A 14,867-nucleotide genomic window follows, 5' to 3' on the forward strand; every position below is an offset into this window, starting at 1 on the left:
TCTCTCCTGTCTAGGGGTGATGCGACGGTGGCTCGTCAGGCGCGCAGCAGCAAGGCGACGGCTTCGGCCGCGATGCCCTCTTCGCGGCCCAGGTAGCCCAGTTTTTCATTCGTCTTGGCCTTGATGTTGACCTGGCCCACGCTCACGCCCAGGTCTGCGGCCACGTTGGCGCACATGGCGCCGATGTGCGGCGCCATCTTCGGGCGCTGGGCGATGATGGTGGCGTCGATATTGCCGATGATATAACCGGTCGCCTGCACGCGGCGCACGGCTTCGCGCAGCAGGGTGCGCGAATCGGCGCCCTTGAATTGCGCGTCCGTGTCGGGGAAATGGCGGCCGATGTCGCCCAGGGCGGCGGCGCCGAAGATGGCGTCCGTAATCGCGTGCAGCAGCACGTCCGCGTCGGAATGGCCAAGCAAGCCCAGGTGATGAGGGATTTTCACGCCGCCGATGATCAGGTCGCGGTGCTCCACCAGCGCGTGGCAGTCATAGCCCTGGCCGATGCGGAATGGGAGGTCGGGAGTCGTTGTGTGCATGCAGTTCTTTCTGGAGTCAAGGATGGGCCAAATACAGTTCGGCCGTGTGTATGTCGCGCGGCAGGGTCACCTTCAGGTTGCGCGGGTGGCCCTCGACCAGTTTCGGCGCCAGGCCCAGCGCTTCGACGGCGCTGGCGTCGTCCGTGATCGCCTGCGGGTCGGGCGCTTCGGACAAGGCCCGGTGCAGCAAGGCATAGCTGAACATTTGCGGCGTCTGCGCCAGCCACAGGCCGTCGCGCGGCACCGTCTGCGCCGACACATGGGCGGGGCCGGCCCGCTTGACGGTATCGACCACGGGCAAGGCCAGCAAGCCGCCGGCCGGATGGTCGCCGACTTCGGTAATCAGCTTGGCGATCAGCGCCGGCGTCAGGCCGGGACGGGCCGCATCGTGCACTAGTACCTGGTCATGGGCGTCTATGCTGTCGTGCAAGGCGTGCAAGCCGTTCAGGATGCTTTCCATGCGCGTGGCGCCGCCGCAGCGCAGCACCGATATACCAAACCCTGCGCCCTGCTCCGGCACGACCGTGTCGATGACGCCATCGTCGGCGCTGACGACGACATAGGTATGCGCGATCAGGGGGCTGGCGAGAAAGGCGTCAAGCGCGTGGCGCAGCATGGGCTTGCCGGCGATGGTTAAATATTGCTTGGGACTGCCCGCCTCCATGCGCGCGCCCACGCCGGCGGCGGGGATCAGCGCAACATAGCGGGGGCGATTCGGTGCTGCTGTCATGCCATTCCTTGTCTAGTTGGTCGGCGCGGCCTTGCCGGCCAGGATATTCTGGATTTCGCCCTTGCACGCCTTGCCCAGGCGCGCATATTCTTGCGGAGAATCAATGGCGGCCTGCAAGGTTTCCACCTTGCGCATTTCCGCCTTGATGTAGGGCAACCAGCCCGTATCGATTTCGCGCGCCAGCGCCGCCTTGGCCGTGCCGCCGGGCGCATACAGGGGCCGCGCCTCGAAGCGTTTGGCCAGCGCCGCGCGCACGGTCTTTTCCACGCGCGGCAAGTGTTCCATATAGGTTTTCATGTGCCGCAGCTCGTGCGCGAGTATCTCATCATACGCGCACGTGCCGGGCGCAAACTCGCTGCCGATATAGATCACCACGGGCGCATACGTGAGGGTCACGGTAATCTGCGGCGCCACGCATTCATAGCCGCTGGCCGGGTCTTGCAGCATGGGGCCGGCCAGGGCGATGGCCACGCGCGAATCGGTCTTCGTCAGGCCCAGCACCCAGGTGTTCGGGCGCGCCATGCCCTTCATCACCGTCAGCGCCTTGTACGGCAGGTGCGTGTCGATGCTGTAGCCATTCTGCTGCGCCGTCAGCACGGACACCGTCTTGCTGATCGTGTCTTCGCAGCGCACCTGGAACGGCGTGCGCGCCTGCGCCTGCGCATCCAGGCTGGCGCAGGCGAGCAGCAGGAGCGGCAGGAAGACGGGCAGGCGCATGCGCAGGATCAAGCCGGTTGCCAGGCGCCGCTGGTAATCTTGTCGAGCCAGAAGATGCCGATGACGGTCTTCACGTCCGTGATCGTGCCATCCCTGACCCAGTCGAGCAGTTGCGGCACGGTGGCCGTAAACGTTTCCAGGAATTCACCCTCGTCGAGCTGGCGTTCGCCGGCCACGAGTCCGCGCGCCAAAAACAGTTCCAGGTGCTCGTCCGAATAGGCGATGGCGTTGTGGATGGTGGAGACGAATTGCCAGTCGCTGGCCGTGTAGCCCGTCTCTTCCAGCAGTTCGCGCTTGGCGCAAGCCAGGTGCGATTCGCCCGCATCGATCTTGCCGGCCGGAAATTCAATGAAGACCCGGTCCAGCGGATAGCGGTACTGGCGCTCCATCAGCACGGTGCCGTCGTCGAGCAGCGGCAGGATGACGACGGCGCCCGGATGCAAAATGAATTCGCGCGCCGTGATCTTGCCGTCCGGCAGCGCAACACGGTCGCGCTGCACGCGCAGGAAGCCGCCCTGGTAGACGAGCTCGCCGTCCACCTTGGTCTCAGTTAAATTCGTATCCATGCGTTCTGTATCCATACGTTGATTATGCTCAATAAAAAAAAACGGCGCCAGAGGCGCCGCTTTCGGTCGATGGGGCTAGCGCCGCTTGCGCAGGTAGCGTCCGACAAAGCCCGGAAAAGCCAGCACCAGGAACAGACAGCCGGTGATGGCATAGAACTCCCACGTCTGAGGAAAACCGTTGCCGATGCGCGCTTCGAGCGCGAACGCCACGGCGCCGACGACGAAGTACAGGATCACCATCTCCAGCAGGCGCAGCGCCAGCGGCTTGCGCCAGCCCTGCTCCGCCTGCGCCGCCTTTTTCAGCGGCACGGCGGCAAACAGTTTCTCGTTCAGGAAAGGCAGGTTGGCGCCCAGGATGCCCAGGGCGATCACCAGCCAGCTCGAGGCGGTGACATCCATCGGTCAGGACGCCAGGGTCTTGGTGATGGCCGTCGCGCAGGCAGCCAGGATACTGTTAGGCATCACACCGAGGGCCAGGACGAACACGCCGTTCAGGGCCAGCACGACGCGCATGTCGCCATGCACGACCAGCGCGTTGCTGTCGCTCGGCTCGTCGAACCACATCATCTTGACGACGCGCAGGTAGTAGAAGGCACCGATCAGCGAGAACAGCACGGCGGCGATGGTCAGCCACAGCTGGCCCGTGGCCAGCACGGAAGCGAGCACCGAGTACTTGGCCATGAAGCCCATCAGCGGCGGCACGCCGGCCAGCGAGAACATGAACAGGGTCATCACCAGCGCGAAGATCGGGCTGCGTTTGCCCAGGCCCTTGAAGTCGGCCAGTTCGTCCGCTTCAAAACCATTACGTGCCAACAACATGATCACGCCGAAAGTGCCCAAGGTGGTGAACACGTAGGTGATGACGTAGTACATCGAGGCGCCGTAGGCGGTGGCTGCGCCAGCCGCGTTCAGGGTGTTGTTCGGCGCATCGACGGTACCGGACAGCAAGCCCAGCAGAACGAAGCCCATTTGCGCGATGGTCGAGTACGCCAGCATGCGCTTCAAATTGGTTTGCGCGATGGCGGTGAAGTTACCGATGGCCAGCGACATCACGGCCAGCACCAGCAGCATTTGCTGCCAGTCATGGGCCATCGGCAGCAAGCCTTCGGCCAGCAAGCGCAGGGTGATGGCGAACGCGGCCAGTTTCGGCGCCGCGCCCAGCAGCAGGGTCACGGCCGTCGGCGAACCTTGATACACGTCAGGCACCCACATGTGGAATGGCACGACGCCCAGTTTGAAGGCCAGGCCGGCTACCAGGAACACCAGGCCGAAGACCATGATGGTGCCGTTGGTCTTGCCGTTTTCCAGCGCCACGCGCAGTTCGCCCAGGTCCAGCGTGCCGGAGGCGCCGTACAGCATCGAGATACCGTACAACATGAAACCGGAAGCCAGTGCGCCCAGGATGAAGTATTTCATGGCCGCTTCCGTGGCCTTGGCATTGTCACGGCGCAGAGCGATCAGCGCGTACAGCGACAGCGACATCAGTTCCAGACCCAGGTAGATGATCAGGAAGTTGTTGGCCGAGATCATGATCATCTGGCCCAGCAGTGCAAACAGGGCCAGCACGTAGAACTCGCCGCCCAGGTTACCCGACAGCATGTTGCGGTCGGTGGCATAGGCACGCGAATAGATCAGGGTCAGCGCCACGGCGCCGTACGAGAACAGCTTCAACAACTGCGACATCGGGTCCGACACGAACATGTTGTGGAAGGTGTAGACGGTGGTGCCCGCGTTGAAGTCGCCCACGGTCAGCAAGGCGCAGCCGGCCAGGGTCAGCAAGGCCAGCGCATAGGTGATCGAACGCTTCGCCGCAGGCAAGAACATATCGATCAGCAAGAGCGCCGACGTGGCGATCAGCAGAAAGATTTCCGCATACAGCGGTACCAGGTTAGGTGCATTAGTCATGTTATCGGTCTTCTATTTAAGGCAACTTGCTGGTGGCGACATGCTGCAGCAGGTCGGCAACCGAAGTTTGCATCGTGTCGGTGAACGGGGCTGGGTACAGACCCATTACGAGCACGGCGATGGCCAGCACGGCAAGCATGAAGAATTCACGTTTGTTGATGTCGGTCAATTCGGCCACGTGCTTGTTCTTGATCTTGCCGAACACCACGCGCTTGGCCATCCACAGCGAGTATGCCGCGCCCCAGATCAGTGCCGTCGCAGCCAGCAGGCCGATCCAGAAGTTGTATTGCACCGCGCCCAGGATCACCATGAACTCGCCGACGAAGCCGGACGTCGCTGGCAGACCGCAGTTGGCCATCGAGAACAGCACGAAGAAAGCGGCAAATTTCGGCATGCGGTTCACGACGCCGCCGTAGTCGGCGATGTTGCGGGTATGCATGCGGTCATACAGCACGCCGATGCACAGGAACATCGCGCCGGAGATGAAGCCGTGCGAGACCATCTGCACGATACCGCCCTGTACCGAGATGTCGTTGAACATGAAGAAGCCCAGGGTGACGAAGCCCATGTGCGCGATCGACGAATAGGCGACCAGTTTTTTCATGTCGGTTTGCACCAGGGCAACCAGACCGATGTAGATGACGGCGATCAGCGACAAGGCGATCATGAAACCCGACAGGTAGTGGCTGGCGTCCGGCGTGATCGGCAGCGAAAAACGCAGGAAGCCGTAGGCGCCCAGTTTCAGCATGATGGCGGCCAGCACGGCGGAACCGCCGGTAGGCGCTTCCACGTGGACGTCCGGCAACCACGTGTGGACCGGGAACATCGGCACCTTGACGGCAAACGCCATCAGGAAGGCCAGGAAGATGAAGATCTGTTCGTTCATCGTCAGCTTGAACGCGTGCCAGGCCAGGATGTCGAAGGTACCCGTCACATTGCGCAGGTAGATGATGGCAACGAGGGTCAGCAGCGAACCGAAGAAGGTGTACAGGAAGAACTTGAACGACGCGTACACGCGGTTCGAACCGCCCCAGATACCGATGATGATGAACATCGGGATCAGGGTTGCTTCAAAGAAGAAGTAGAACAGCAAGCCGTCCAGCGCGCAGAACACGCCGATCATCAGGCCCGACAGGATCAGGAAGGCACCCATGTACTGGGCGATGCGCTTCTCGATCACTTGCCAAGCGGAAATGACGACGATGACCGTGATGAAGGCCGTCAGTGGAATGAACCACAGCGACAGGCCGTCGATACCCAGCGAGTACCAGATATTGAAAGTTTCAATCCACGGTGCTTTTTCGACGAATTGCATGCCGTGTGCGGCGTTGTCGAAATGCTGGATCAGCGGCAAGGTGCACAGCATGCTGAGCACGGCGCCAGCCAGCGACAGCCAGCGGGTAAAGCCCGCTTTGCTGTCACGGCCGAGAGCCAGGACCAGGACGCCGCAAATGATCGGCACCCAGATCGACAGACTCAGGTAAGGAGGTAGTGTAGAAATCGTAGACTGCATCATGGTTCTCAGTATTCTTTTATCAGGTCAGCTTACTTAGCGGGCCAGAATGGCAGGAAATAGATCAGGAAGCCCAGCACGCCCAGGATCATCACGAATGCATAGTGATAGATGTAGCCGGTCTGCAACACTCGCGACAGCGAGGACAGCCAGGCGACGACCTTGGCGCTACCGTTGACCAGCAGGCCATCGATCAGCTTCTTGTCACCGAAGTTCCACAGGCCATTACCCAGCAAGCGGGCACCGCCGGCGAACACGACTTCATTGAACTTGTCCATGTAGTACTTGTTGTCCAGCAGGGTGTGGATCGCGTGGAACTTGGCAAAGAACCAGGCCGGTACGCGCGGGTTGACCATGTAGCAGTAGTAGGCTGCCACCACGCCGGACAATGCCAGCCAGAACGGTGCCGTCGACAGGCCGTGGATGGCCATCGCCATTGCGCCGTGGAATTCATGCGACAACTCTTCCATCGCCGGATGGTTTTCGCCGACGAAGATCACGCCCTTGAAGAAATCGCCATGCAGCATCGGGCCGATCGTCAGGTAACCGATGATCAAGGAAGGAATCGCCAGCATCACCAGCGGGAACCACACGACGAACGGGGATTCATGCGGCTTCTGGCCGGGTTCCAGGCCGTGGTGCGCGTGGTCGTCTTCCTCTTCTTCATGGTGGTCGTCATGTGCATCGCCGTGCGCGCCATGGGCCGCTTTCGGTGCGTGGTGGTCGTCATGACCGTGCGCATGCGCCTGGCCGAAACGTTCCTTGCCGTGGAAGACGAGGAAATACATGCGGAACGAGTAGAAGGCGGTGACGAACACGCCAGCCAGCACGGCGAACTGGGCAAAGCCAGCGCCCCAGATGTGCGTCGCTTCGACGGCTTCGATGATGCTGTCTTTCGAATAGAAACCGGAGAACAGCGGCGTGCCGATCAGGGCCAGCGAACCGACCAGTGAGGTGATCCAGGTGATCGGCATGTACTTGCGCAGGCCGCCCATGTTGCGGATGTCCTGGTCATGGTGCATGCCGATGATGACGGAACCGGCGCCCAGGAACAGCAGTGCCTTGAAGAAGGCGTGCGTCATCAGGTGGAACACGGCCACGGAATACGCGGACGAACCCAGCGCCACGGTCATGTAGCCGAGCTGCGACAGGGTCGAGTAGGCAACGACGCGCTTGATGTCGTTCTGGATGATGCCCAAAAAGCCCATGAACAGCGCCGTGATGGAGCCGATCACCAGGATGAAGGACAGTGCCGTGTCGGACAGTTCGAACAGCGGCGACATGCGCGAGACCATGAAGATACCGGCCGTCACCATCGTCGCGGCGTGGATCAGTGCCGAGATCGGGGTAGGACCTTCCATCGAGTCAGGCAGCCACACGTGCAGCGGGAACTGTGCCGATTTGCCCATCGCGCCGATGAAGAGGCAGATGCAGGCCACGGTCAGCAGGGCCCAGTCGGTACCTGGCAGGCTCAACAGCGCCAGTTCGTCTTTCTTGGCGAACACTTCCTGGTAGTTCATGGTGCCGGCGTAGGCCAGCAGCAAGCCGATACCGAGGATGAAGCCGAAGTCGCCCACGCGGTTGACGAGGAAAGCCTTCATGTTGGCCACGATGGCCGTCGGACGCTGGTACCAGAAACCGATCAAGAGGTAGGAGACCAGGCCCACGGCTTCCCAACCGAAGAACAGTTGCAGGAAGTTGTTGGCCATGACCAGCATCAACATCGAGAACGTGAACAGCGAGATGTAGGCGAAGAAGCGGTTGTAGCCTTCGTCGTCCTTCATGTAGCCGATCGTGTAGATATGCACCATCAGCGAGACGAAGGTGACCACGCACATCATCATCGCCGACAGCGAATCGATCTGGAAGCCCACTTCCATCTTCAGGGTGCCGATCGTCATCCAGTTATAGATCGTGCCATTGAATGTCGCGCCATCCATCACTGCCAGCAATGTCTGCACGGACAGGATGAACGCAATCAGTACGCCCAGGATCGTCGCGGTATGCGACGTCTTGCGTCCGACCAAATTACCCAGGAACTGGGTGCCAAGCAAGCCTGCAATCGCGGCACCGGCCAGCGGCGCCAGCGGTACGGCAAGAAGGAGGTTAGGGTTGAGGAGTTGCCCCGCCATGATGAACCTTAATCGTTATTATTCGAGAGATCGAGTCTGAAAAACATCAGCCTTTGAGGCTGTCCAGGTCTTCGACGTTGATGGTATCCAGATTACGGAACATCACCACCAGAATAGCCAGACCGATAGCCGACTCAGCGGCGGCAACCGTCAGGATGAAGAAAACGAAGATCTGACCGGCCGCGTCACCCAGGTAATGGGAAAACGCGATGAAATTCATATTCACCGCCAGCAGCATCAATTCGATTGCCATCAGCAATACGATGATGTTCTTGCGGTTCAGGAAAATCCCGACGATCGAGATTGCGAACAGGATCGCGCCCAGGACCAAAAAATGTGTGAGCGATAATGTCATGGTGCCTCCTTAACTTCCGGCTCAGCCGCAGGACGCTCGACGACCGCGTCCATCTTGATGATCTTCAGGCGGTCGTTGCGCTTGACGCGCACGGCATCGCCCGGAGCAAAATGCTTGGTATCCTTGCGTTTGCGCAGGGTCAATGCGACTGCGGCAACGATGGCCACCAGCAGCACGACGGCGGCGATCTCGAAGGCAAACACATACTTGGTGTAGATCAGCATGCCCAGTTCCTTGGTGCCGCCCAGGTTGGCGCCAGCCAGCGCCACGCGCGGTTCGAACTCCAGGAAACCGCGCCACAGCACGGCAGCCATTTCCAGCACGATGATCACGCCGACCGTGGCCGCCAATGGCAGGTAACCCCAGAAACCTTCGCGCATGCGGTCGATATTGATATCGAGCATCATGACCACGAAGAGGAACAGCACCATCACGGCGCCGACATACACCAATACCAGCACGATGGCCAGGAATTCAGCTTGCAGCAGCATCCAGATGCCGGCTGCGGAAAAGAAGGACAGTACCAGGAACAGCACTGCGTGGACCGGATTACGGGCCGTGATGACGCGCGTCGCCGCTATGATCAGAATCAGCGAGAAGGCGTAAAACAAAATTGTTTTAAAGTCCATAAAAAACCCAATAGACGTACAGATGAACGAGGGGCGCGCCGCAGCCTGGGGCTACGGCGCATCCATCAGCGATAAGGTGCGTCGGCGGCACGCGCAGCGGCGATGTCATTTTCATAACGATCACCTACGGCCAGCAACATCTCTTTCGTGTAATACAAATCCCCGCGTTTCTCGCCGTGGTATTCCAGGATTTGCGTCTCGACGATCGAATCGACCGGGCAGGACTCTTCGCAGAAACCGCAGAAGATGCACTTGGTCAAGTCAATATCGTAACGCGTGGTGCGGCGCGAACCGTCGTCACGCTGTTCCGATTCGATCGTGATGGCCATCGCCGGGCAAACCGCTTCGCACAGTTTGCAGGCGATGCAACGTTCCTCGCCGTTCGGGTAGCGGCGCAGCGCGTGCAAGCCACGGAAGCGCGGCGAGATCGGTGTCTTCTCTTCCGGGAATTGCACCGTGATCTTGCGCGAAAACATGTACTTGCCTGTCAGCGCCATGCCCTTGATCAGCTCGCCTAACAGGAGGCTGCTGAAAAAATCTTTTACCTTATCCATTCGTATGCACTCTCTTACTTCCAAATATTCCAGGATGTCTGCATCCAGGCAGCGACGAAGACCAGGTAGACCAGCGTCAACGGGATAAACACTTTCCAACCGAGGCGCATGATCTGGTCATAACGGTAGCGTGGGAAAGTACCGCGCACCCAGATGAACACCGACACGATGAAGAAGGTTTTTGCAAACAGCCAGAAGAAGCCGCCGAAACCGCCCCAGAATTCAAGGAAGGCAAACGGTGCGGACCAGCCGCCGAGGAACATGATCGAAGCCAGGGCGCCGATCAGGATCATGTTGGCGTATTCGGCCAGCATGAACATGGCGTAGGCCATGCCCGAGTACTCGACCATGTGGCCGGCCACGATTTCCGACTCGCCTTCGACCACGTCGAACGGATGGCGGTTGGCTTCGGCCAGGCCCGACACCAGGTAGATGACGAACATCGGCAGCAGCGGCAGCCAGTTCCACGACATGAAATTGACGCCCTTGTCGGCGAAGAAGCCGATCTGCTGGCCGCCGACGATGTCGATGAAGTTCAGGCTGCCCGAGACCATCAGCACGATGACCATCACGAAGCCCATCGGGATTTCATACGAAATCATCTGTGCCGAAGCGCGCATGGCGCCCATGAACGAGTACTTCGAGTTCGAGGCCCAGCCGGCGATGATGATGCCGTAGACTTCCATCGAGGTAATCGCCAGCAGCAGCAGCAAGCCCGCGTTGACGTTGGCCAGCACGGCTTCCGGACCGAAAGGCACGACCACCCAGGCGGCCAGGGCCGGCATGATGGTCATGATCGGGCCGATCACGAACAGGCCCTTGGCGGCCTTGGACGGGATGATGATCTCTTTGAACAAGAGTTTCAGCGCATCGGCGATCGGTTGCAGCAAGCCCAAGGGGCCGACGCGGTTCGGGCCGACGCGGATCTGGATCCAGCCGATCAGCTTGCGTTCCCACAAGGTCAGGTAGGCAACCAGGCCCATCAGCGGCAGCAGCACGCACAGGATCTTGATCAGGGTCCAGAAGAACGGCCACGAGCCGCCCAGCAAATCCTGGCCGCTGCTGTTGATGACGTTTACAAATTCAGGCAGAGCCATCAGATTTTCCCCTCTGCTGTTTCAACTGTGATGTCACCGAACATGCCGCCCAGGCCAGCCGTCGAGGCATGCGCCGCCGACACCTTGACCACGTTGGCTGGCAGGCCGGCGTGAATTGCCGCCACCAGGATGGCGCTGCCGGAGCCTTGCGCCACTTTGACCTTGTCGCCTGCCTTGATGCCCAGCTTCTCGGCCAATGCCGGCGACAGGTGCGCTTGCGGCGCGGCGCCATCGACCGTGCGCAGCAGCGGTTCGGAGCGGCGTACCAGCGCGTCGGCGAAGTAGATCGGCACGTCGGCGATGCGTTGCAGCGCTGGCGAAGCCGGTGCATAGCTTGCCGCTTCCGGTGCGTTCTTGGCGATATTGTTCAGCTGTGCCGACAGGTCGGTCACGCCGGCGCCGAACGCTTCGTCGCGGATCGCTTCCGAGGTGTCGTAGTCGAAACCGGCCAGGCCCAGGATGTTGCCCAGCACGCGCAGCACTTTCCAGGCTGGACGGGTTTCCGCCAGCGGTTTCACGGTGCCGTTGAAGCTTTGCGCGCGGCCTTCGCAGTTGACGAAGGTGCCCGAGGTTTCAGCGAACGGGGCGATCGGCAGCAAGACATCGGCGTAATCCATGCCGTGCTTGAAGGCCGACATCGCCACGACCATGTCGGCGCCATCGAGGGCGGCGCGGGCCGCCTGTGGATTGGCGGCATCGAGTTCCGGCTCGGCGTGCAGCAGCACATAGGCTTTCTTCGGCACGGCAAAGGCGGCTTGCACATTGGCGCGCGGCTTGGCGACCAGGTGCGCGCCGACCGTGTTGGCCGCTTCCGTCAGGTAACCAAGCTTGGCGCCCGTCTGTTCGGCGATCCATTGCGCGGCAGCATGCAGTTGCGACGCTTGCGGGTGTTGCGTTGCCGCATTCCCCAGCAGCACGGCGCCATGGTCGCCGGCCATCAGGCTGGCGGCAATCGCCACGGCCACGTCCGAAGCAACAATGGCTTCAAAACCGGCAGGCGCGGCGATTTCTTTCGCTTTAGCAACAGCGACGACCACTTCCGACAAGGCCGCCAGCCAATCGCTCGGTGCGGCGATCATCTTGTTGGCGATGGTGATCAGTTGATCATCGTCGGACGCGTGCAGGATAGCCAGCTTGGCGCCGCCCTTGACGGACGCGCGCAAACGCGTGGCCAGCAATGGGTGATCCTTGCGCAGGAAGGAGCCGATGACGAAGGCGCGCTTGATCTGGCCAAATTCGCTGATCGGCATGCCCAGCCATGGTTTCACGCTCGCGTCGAGCGCGAAGTCGGTCTGGCGCAGGCGGAAGTCGACGTGCTCGGAACCGAGGCCGTGGGCGACTTTTTGCAGCAAGACCAGCTCTTCGACAGTCGAATGCGGCGTTGCCAGCGCGGCAATGGCGTCAGCGCCATGCTCGTGCTTGATATTTTTTAAACCGTGCGCCACGTATTCGAGCGCGGTTTGCCAATCGACTTCTTTCCACTCGTTGCCTTGTTTCAGCATCGGGGAAGTCAGGCGTTCAGCGCTGTCCAGCGCTTCGTACGAGAAACGGTCCTTGTCCGAGATCCAGCACTCGTTGACGGCTTCGTTTTCCAGCGGCAATACGCGCTTGACCTTGCCGGCTTTCACTTGCACGATCAGGTTCGCGCCCAGGCCGTCATGCGGGCTGACCGATTTGCGGCGCGACAGTTCCCACGTACGGGCGCTGTAGCGGAACGGCTTCGAGGTCAGTGCGCCGACCGGGCACAGGTCGATCATGTTGCCCGACAGTTCGGAGTCGACCGTCTGGCCGACAAAGGACACGATTTCCGAGTGTTCGCCGCGGCCGATCATGCCCAGCTCCATCACGCCGGCCACTTCCTGGCCAAAGCGCACGCAGCGGGTGCACTGGATGCAGCGCGACATCTCTTGCATGGAGACCAGCGGACCGGCTTCCTTCGGCGTGACGACGCGCTTGTCTTCCTTGTAGCGCGATTCGCTCTTGCCGTAACCGACGGCCAAGTCTTGCAACTGGCATTCGCCGCCCTGATCGCAGATAGGGCAATCGAGCGGGTGGTTAATCAGCAAGAATTCCATGACCGACTTTTGCGCCTGCACAGCCTTGTCGCTGGCGGAGCGCACGATCATGCCGGCACTGACCGGGGTCGCGCAAGCGGGCAAAGGCTTGGGCGCCTTTTCCACTTCGACCAGGCACATGCGGCAGTTCGCTGCGATCGACAATTTCTTGTGATAGCAGAAGTGCGGAATGTAGGTTCCCAATTTGTTGGCGGCGTCCATCACCATGCTACCAGCAGGGACTTCGACTTTTTTGCCGTCTATTTCGATTTCAACCATGGTGATCGTTACCTGACGCAGCTTAGATATATGCGGGCACTAGGCAATGCTTGTGCTCGATATGATATTCAAATTCTTCACGGAAATTCTTAATGAAGGCCCGTACCGGCATGGCAGCCGCATCGCCCAGCGCGCAAATGGTGCGGCCCTGGATGTTGTCGGCGATCGAGTTGAGCATGTCCAGGTCGTCTGGACGACCCTGCCCCTGCTCGATGCGGTGCACCATGCGGTACATCCAGCCTGTGCCTTCACGGCAAGGCGTACACTGGCCGCACGATTCTTCAAAATAGAAGTAGGACAGGCGCTCCAGCGCCTTCACCATGCAGCGTGTTTCGTCCATCACTATGACGGCGCCCGAACCCAACATCGAACCGGCTTTCGCGATCGAGTCGTAGTCCAGGTCGGTCTGCATCATGATGTCGCCGCGGATCACCGGCGCGGACGAGCCGCCAGGAATCACGGCCTTGATCTTTTTGCCACCGCGCATGCCGCCTGCCAGTTCCAGCAGGGTCGCAAACGGGGTGCCGAGCGGCACTTCGTAGTTGCCCGGTTTTTCCACGTCGCCCGAGATCGAGAAGATCTTCGAACCGCCGTTGTTCGGCTTGCCCATCGCCAGGTATTTCTCTGGACCAATGTTCAGCACGAAAGGCACGGCCGCGAAGGTTTCCGTGTTGTTGATCGTCGTCGGTTTGCCGTACAGGCCGAACGAGGCGGGGAAAGGCGGCTTGAAGCGCGGCTGGCCTTTCTTGCCTTCCAGCGATTCGAGCAGGGCCGTTTCTTCGCCGCAGATGTAGGCGCCATAACCATGGTGCGCATGCAACTGGAACGAGAACTCGCTGCCCATGATCTTGTCACCGAGGAAACCGGCGGCGCGCGCCTCTTCCAGCGCTTCTTCGAAACGCAGGTATTCCTGAAAGATTTCACCGTGAATATAGTTATAACCGACGGTGATGCCCATCGCATAAGCGCCAATGGCCATGCCTTCGATCAGGGCATGGGGATTGTAACGAATGATGTCGCGGTCCTTGAAAGTGCCCGGTTCGCCTTCATCTGTATTGCAGACGAGGTATTTCTGGCCCGGGAACTGGCGCGGCATGAAGCTCCACTTCAAGCCCGTAGGGAAACCCGCGCCGCCACGGCCGCGCAAGGACGAGGCCTTGAGGTCGGCGATGATCTGTTCCGGCGTGATTTTCTCTTCCAGGATACGCCGCAGGGCCGAATAGCCGCCGCGGTTCACATAATCTTGCAAATGCCAGTTCTTGCCATCCAGATCCTTCAGGATCAATGGATCGATATGGCGGTTGTGGAGTGACGTCATTTCTTGAGTTCCTCCAGCATGGCGTCGATTTTCTCGTTCGACATCCAGCTGCACATGGTTTTATTACTGACCAGCAAGACAGGCGCATCGCCGCAAGCACCCATGCACTCGCCTTCAACCAGGGTGAACTGGCCATCAGCGGTGGTTTCGCGGAAATCGATCCCCAGCTTCTGCTTCAGGTACTCGGCTGCGCGCACGCCGCCCGACAGGGCGCATGGCAGGTTGGTGCACACGGTGATCTTGTGCTTGCCCACGGGCTTGACGTTGTACATATTGTAGAACGTGGCAACTTCCTGCACGGCAATGGCCGGCATGCCGATGTAATCGGCCAGTTCCTTCATGGTTTCCGGCGCCAGCCAGCCCAGTTCATCCTGGGCGTGGGCCAGCGCGGCCATGACGGCGGATTGACGCTGGTCGGCCGGGTACTTGGCCAGCTCGCGGTCAACTTTCTTATAACATTGCTCTGATAACAACATACTTTT

15 protein-coding genes are annotated in these 14,867 nt (G+C 60.4%); all 15 read right to left on the bottom strand.

The window, feature by feature from the left end; genetic code table 11:
* Positions 1–35: 35 nt before the first annotated feature.
* Positions 36–536, bottom strand: coding sequence for a 2-C-methyl-D-erythritol 2,4-cyclodiphosphate synthase (gene ispF / locus AC3RCJ_RS21070; protein ID WP_492960696.1), 501 nt, complete (start codon positions 534–536; stop codon positions 36–38).
* A 16-nt stretch (positions 537–552) separates the two neighbouring features.
* Positions 553–1,266 (bottom strand): 2-C-methyl-D-erythritol 4-phosphate cytidylyltransferase, encoded by a 714-nt coding sequence (gene ispD / locus AC3RCJ_RS21075; RefSeq protein ID WP_492960698.1) that lies wholly within the window; start codon positions 1,264–1,266, stop codon positions 553–555.
* Between the two features lie 12 nt (positions 1,267–1,278).
* Positions 1,279–1,995: a hypothetical protein gene (locus AC3RCJ_RS21080; protein ID WP_492960700.1), complete on the bottom strand. Its 717-nt coding sequence runs from the start codon at positions 1,993–1,995 to the stop codon at positions 1,279–1,281.
* The gene (locus AC3RCJ_RS21085; RefSeq protein ID WP_492960702.1) at positions 1,992–2,549 is read right to left on the bottom strand and encodes an NUDIX domain-containing protein; all 558 of its coding nucleotides are present in this window, start codon (positions 2,547–2,549) and stop codon (positions 1,992–1,994) included. The genes AC3RCJ_RS21080 and AC3RCJ_RS21085 overlap by 4 nt, the downstream gene beginning before the upstream one ends.
* A gap of 75 nt (positions 2,550–2,624) precedes the next feature.
* A complete protein-coding gene (locus AC3RCJ_RS21090; RefSeq protein WP_492960704.1) occupies positions 2,625–2,948 on the bottom strand; it encodes a DUF2818 family protein in 324 nt (107 codons plus the stop codon).
* A 3-nt stretch (positions 2,949–2,951) separates the two neighbouring features.
* Complete coding sequence (nuoN, locus tag AC3RCJ_RS21095; protein ID WP_492960706.1) at positions 2,952–4,454, bottom strand: NADH-quinone oxidoreductase subunit NuoN; 1,503 nt, start codon at positions 4,452–4,454, stop codon at positions 2,952–2,954.
* Positions 4,455–4,470: 16 nt separating this feature from the next.
* Positions 4,471–5,970: an NADH-quinone oxidoreductase subunit M gene (locus AC3RCJ_RS21100; protein WP_492960708.1), complete on the bottom strand. Its 1,500-nt coding sequence runs from the start codon at positions 5,968–5,970 to the stop codon at positions 4,471–4,473.
* Positions 5,971–5,999: 29 nt separating this feature from the next.
* A complete protein-coding gene (gene nuoL, locus AC3RCJ_RS21105) occupies positions 6,000–8,099 on the bottom strand; it encodes an NADH-quinone oxidoreductase subunit L (RefSeq protein WP_034749978.1) in 2,100 nt (699 codons plus the stop codon).
* Between the two features lie 46 nt (positions 8,100–8,145).
* Positions 8,146–8,454 carry an NADH-quinone oxidoreductase subunit NuoK gene (nuoK, locus tag AC3RCJ_RS21110; protein WP_071322789.1) on the bottom strand — a complete coding sequence of 103 codons (309 nt, stop codon included), beginning with the start codon at positions 8,452–8,454 and terminating at the stop codon, positions 8,146–8,148.
* On the bottom strand, positions 8,451–9,083 hold the full coding sequence (locus tag AC3RCJ_RS21115) for an NADH-quinone oxidoreductase subunit J (protein ID WP_071322788.1): 633 nt from the start codon (positions 9,081–9,083) through the stop codon (positions 8,451–8,453). Before AC3RCJ_RS21115 ends, nuoK begins: the two co-directional genes overlap by 4 nt.
* A 65-nt stretch (positions 9,084–9,148) precedes the next feature.
* The gene (gene nuoI / locus AC3RCJ_RS21120) at positions 9,149–9,637 is read right to left on the bottom strand and encodes an NADH-quinone oxidoreductase subunit NuoI (RefSeq protein ID WP_010399726.1); all 489 of its coding nucleotides are present in this window, start codon (positions 9,635–9,637) and stop codon (positions 9,149–9,151) included.
* 14 nt (positions 9,638–9,651) lie between these two features.
* Positions 9,652–10,734, bottom strand: a complete 1,083-nt coding sequence (gene nuoH / locus AC3RCJ_RS21125) for an NADH-quinone oxidoreductase subunit NuoH (protein ID WP_492960711.1) — start codon at positions 10,732–10,734, stop codon at positions 9,652–9,654.
* Entirely contained in the window at positions 10,734–13,067 is a 2,334-nt protein-coding gene (nuoG, locus tag AC3RCJ_RS21130) for an NADH-quinone oxidoreductase subunit NuoG (protein WP_492960713.1), read from the bottom strand. The genes nuoH and nuoG overlap by 1 nt, the downstream gene beginning before the upstream one ends.
* Positions 13,068–13,089: 22 nt before the next feature.
* Positions 13,090–14,385 (bottom strand): NADH-quinone oxidoreductase subunit NuoF, encoded by a 1,296-nt coding sequence (gene nuoF / locus AC3RCJ_RS21135; protein WP_010399729.1) that lies wholly within the window; start codon positions 14,383–14,385, stop codon positions 13,090–13,092.
* The gene (gene nuoE, locus AC3RCJ_RS21140; protein ID WP_492960716.1) at positions 14,382–14,861 is read right to left on the bottom strand and encodes an NADH-quinone oxidoreductase subunit NuoE; all 480 of its coding nucleotides are present in this window, start codon (positions 14,859–14,861) and stop codon (positions 14,382–14,384) included. The genes nuoF and nuoE overlap by 4 nt, the downstream gene beginning before the upstream one ends.
* Positions 14,862–14,867: the final 6 nt, after the last annotated feature.

This window comes from Janthinobacterium sp. GW822-FHT07H11 (genome assembly GCF_058798615.1).

What these genes read in the sequence shown, in the direction of transcription:
- ispF (WP_492960696.1), bottom strand. Translation starts at nt 536, where the DNA reads ATGCACACAACGACTCCCGACCTCCCATTCCGCATCGGCCAGGGCTAT.
- ispD (WP_492960698.1), bottom strand. Translation starts at nt 1,266, where the DNA reads ATGACAGCAGCACCGAATCGCCCCCGCTATGTTGCGCTGATCCCCGCC.
- AC3RCJ_RS21085 (WP_492960702.1), bottom strand. Translation starts at nt 2,549, where the DNA reads ATGGATACGAATTTAACTGAGACCAAGGTGGACGGCGAGCTCGTCTAC.
- AC3RCJ_RS21090 (WP_492960704.1), bottom strand. Translation starts at nt 2,948, where the DNA reads ATGGATGTCACCGCCTCGAGCTGGCTGGTGATCGCCCTGGGCATCCTG.
- nuoN (WP_492960706.1), bottom strand. Translation starts at nt 4,454, where the DNA reads ATGACTAATGCACCTAACCTGGTACCGCTGTATGCGGAAATCTTTCTG.
- AC3RCJ_RS21100 (WP_492960708.1), bottom strand. Translation starts at nt 5,970, where the DNA reads ATGATGCAGTCTACGATTTCTACACTACCTCCTTACCTGAGTCTGTCG.
- nuoL (WP_034749978.1), bottom strand. Translation starts at nt 8,099, where the DNA reads ATGGCGGGGCAACTCCTCAACCCTAACCTCCTTCTTGCCGTACCGCTG.
- nuoK (WP_071322789.1), bottom strand. Translation starts at nt 8,454, where the DNA reads ATGACATTATCGCTCACACATTTTTTGGTCCTGGGCGCGATCCTGTTC.
- AC3RCJ_RS21115 (WP_071322788.1), bottom strand. Translation starts at nt 9,083, where the DNA reads ATGGACTTTAAAACAATTTTGTTTTACGCCTTCTCGCTGATTCTGATC.
- nuoI (WP_010399726.1), bottom strand. Translation starts at nt 9,637, where the DNA reads ATGGATAAGGTAAAAGATTTTTTCAGCAGCCTCCTGTTAGGCGAGCTG.
- nuoH (WP_492960711.1), bottom strand. Translation starts at nt 10,734, where the DNA reads ATGGCTCTGCCTGAATTTGTAAACGTCATCAACAGCAGCGGCCAGGAT.
- nuoG (WP_492960713.1), bottom strand. Translation starts at nt 13,067, where the DNA reads ATGGTTGAAATCGAAATAGACGGCAAAAAAGTCGAAGTCCCTGCTGGT.
- nuoF (WP_010399729.1), bottom strand. Translation starts at nt 14,385, where the DNA reads ATGACGTCACTCCACAACCGCCATATCGATCCATTGATCCTGAAGGAT.
- nuoE (WP_492960716.1), bottom strand. Translation starts at nt 14,861, where the DNA reads ATGTTGTTATCAGAGCAATGTTATAAGAAAGTTGACCGCGAGCTGGCC.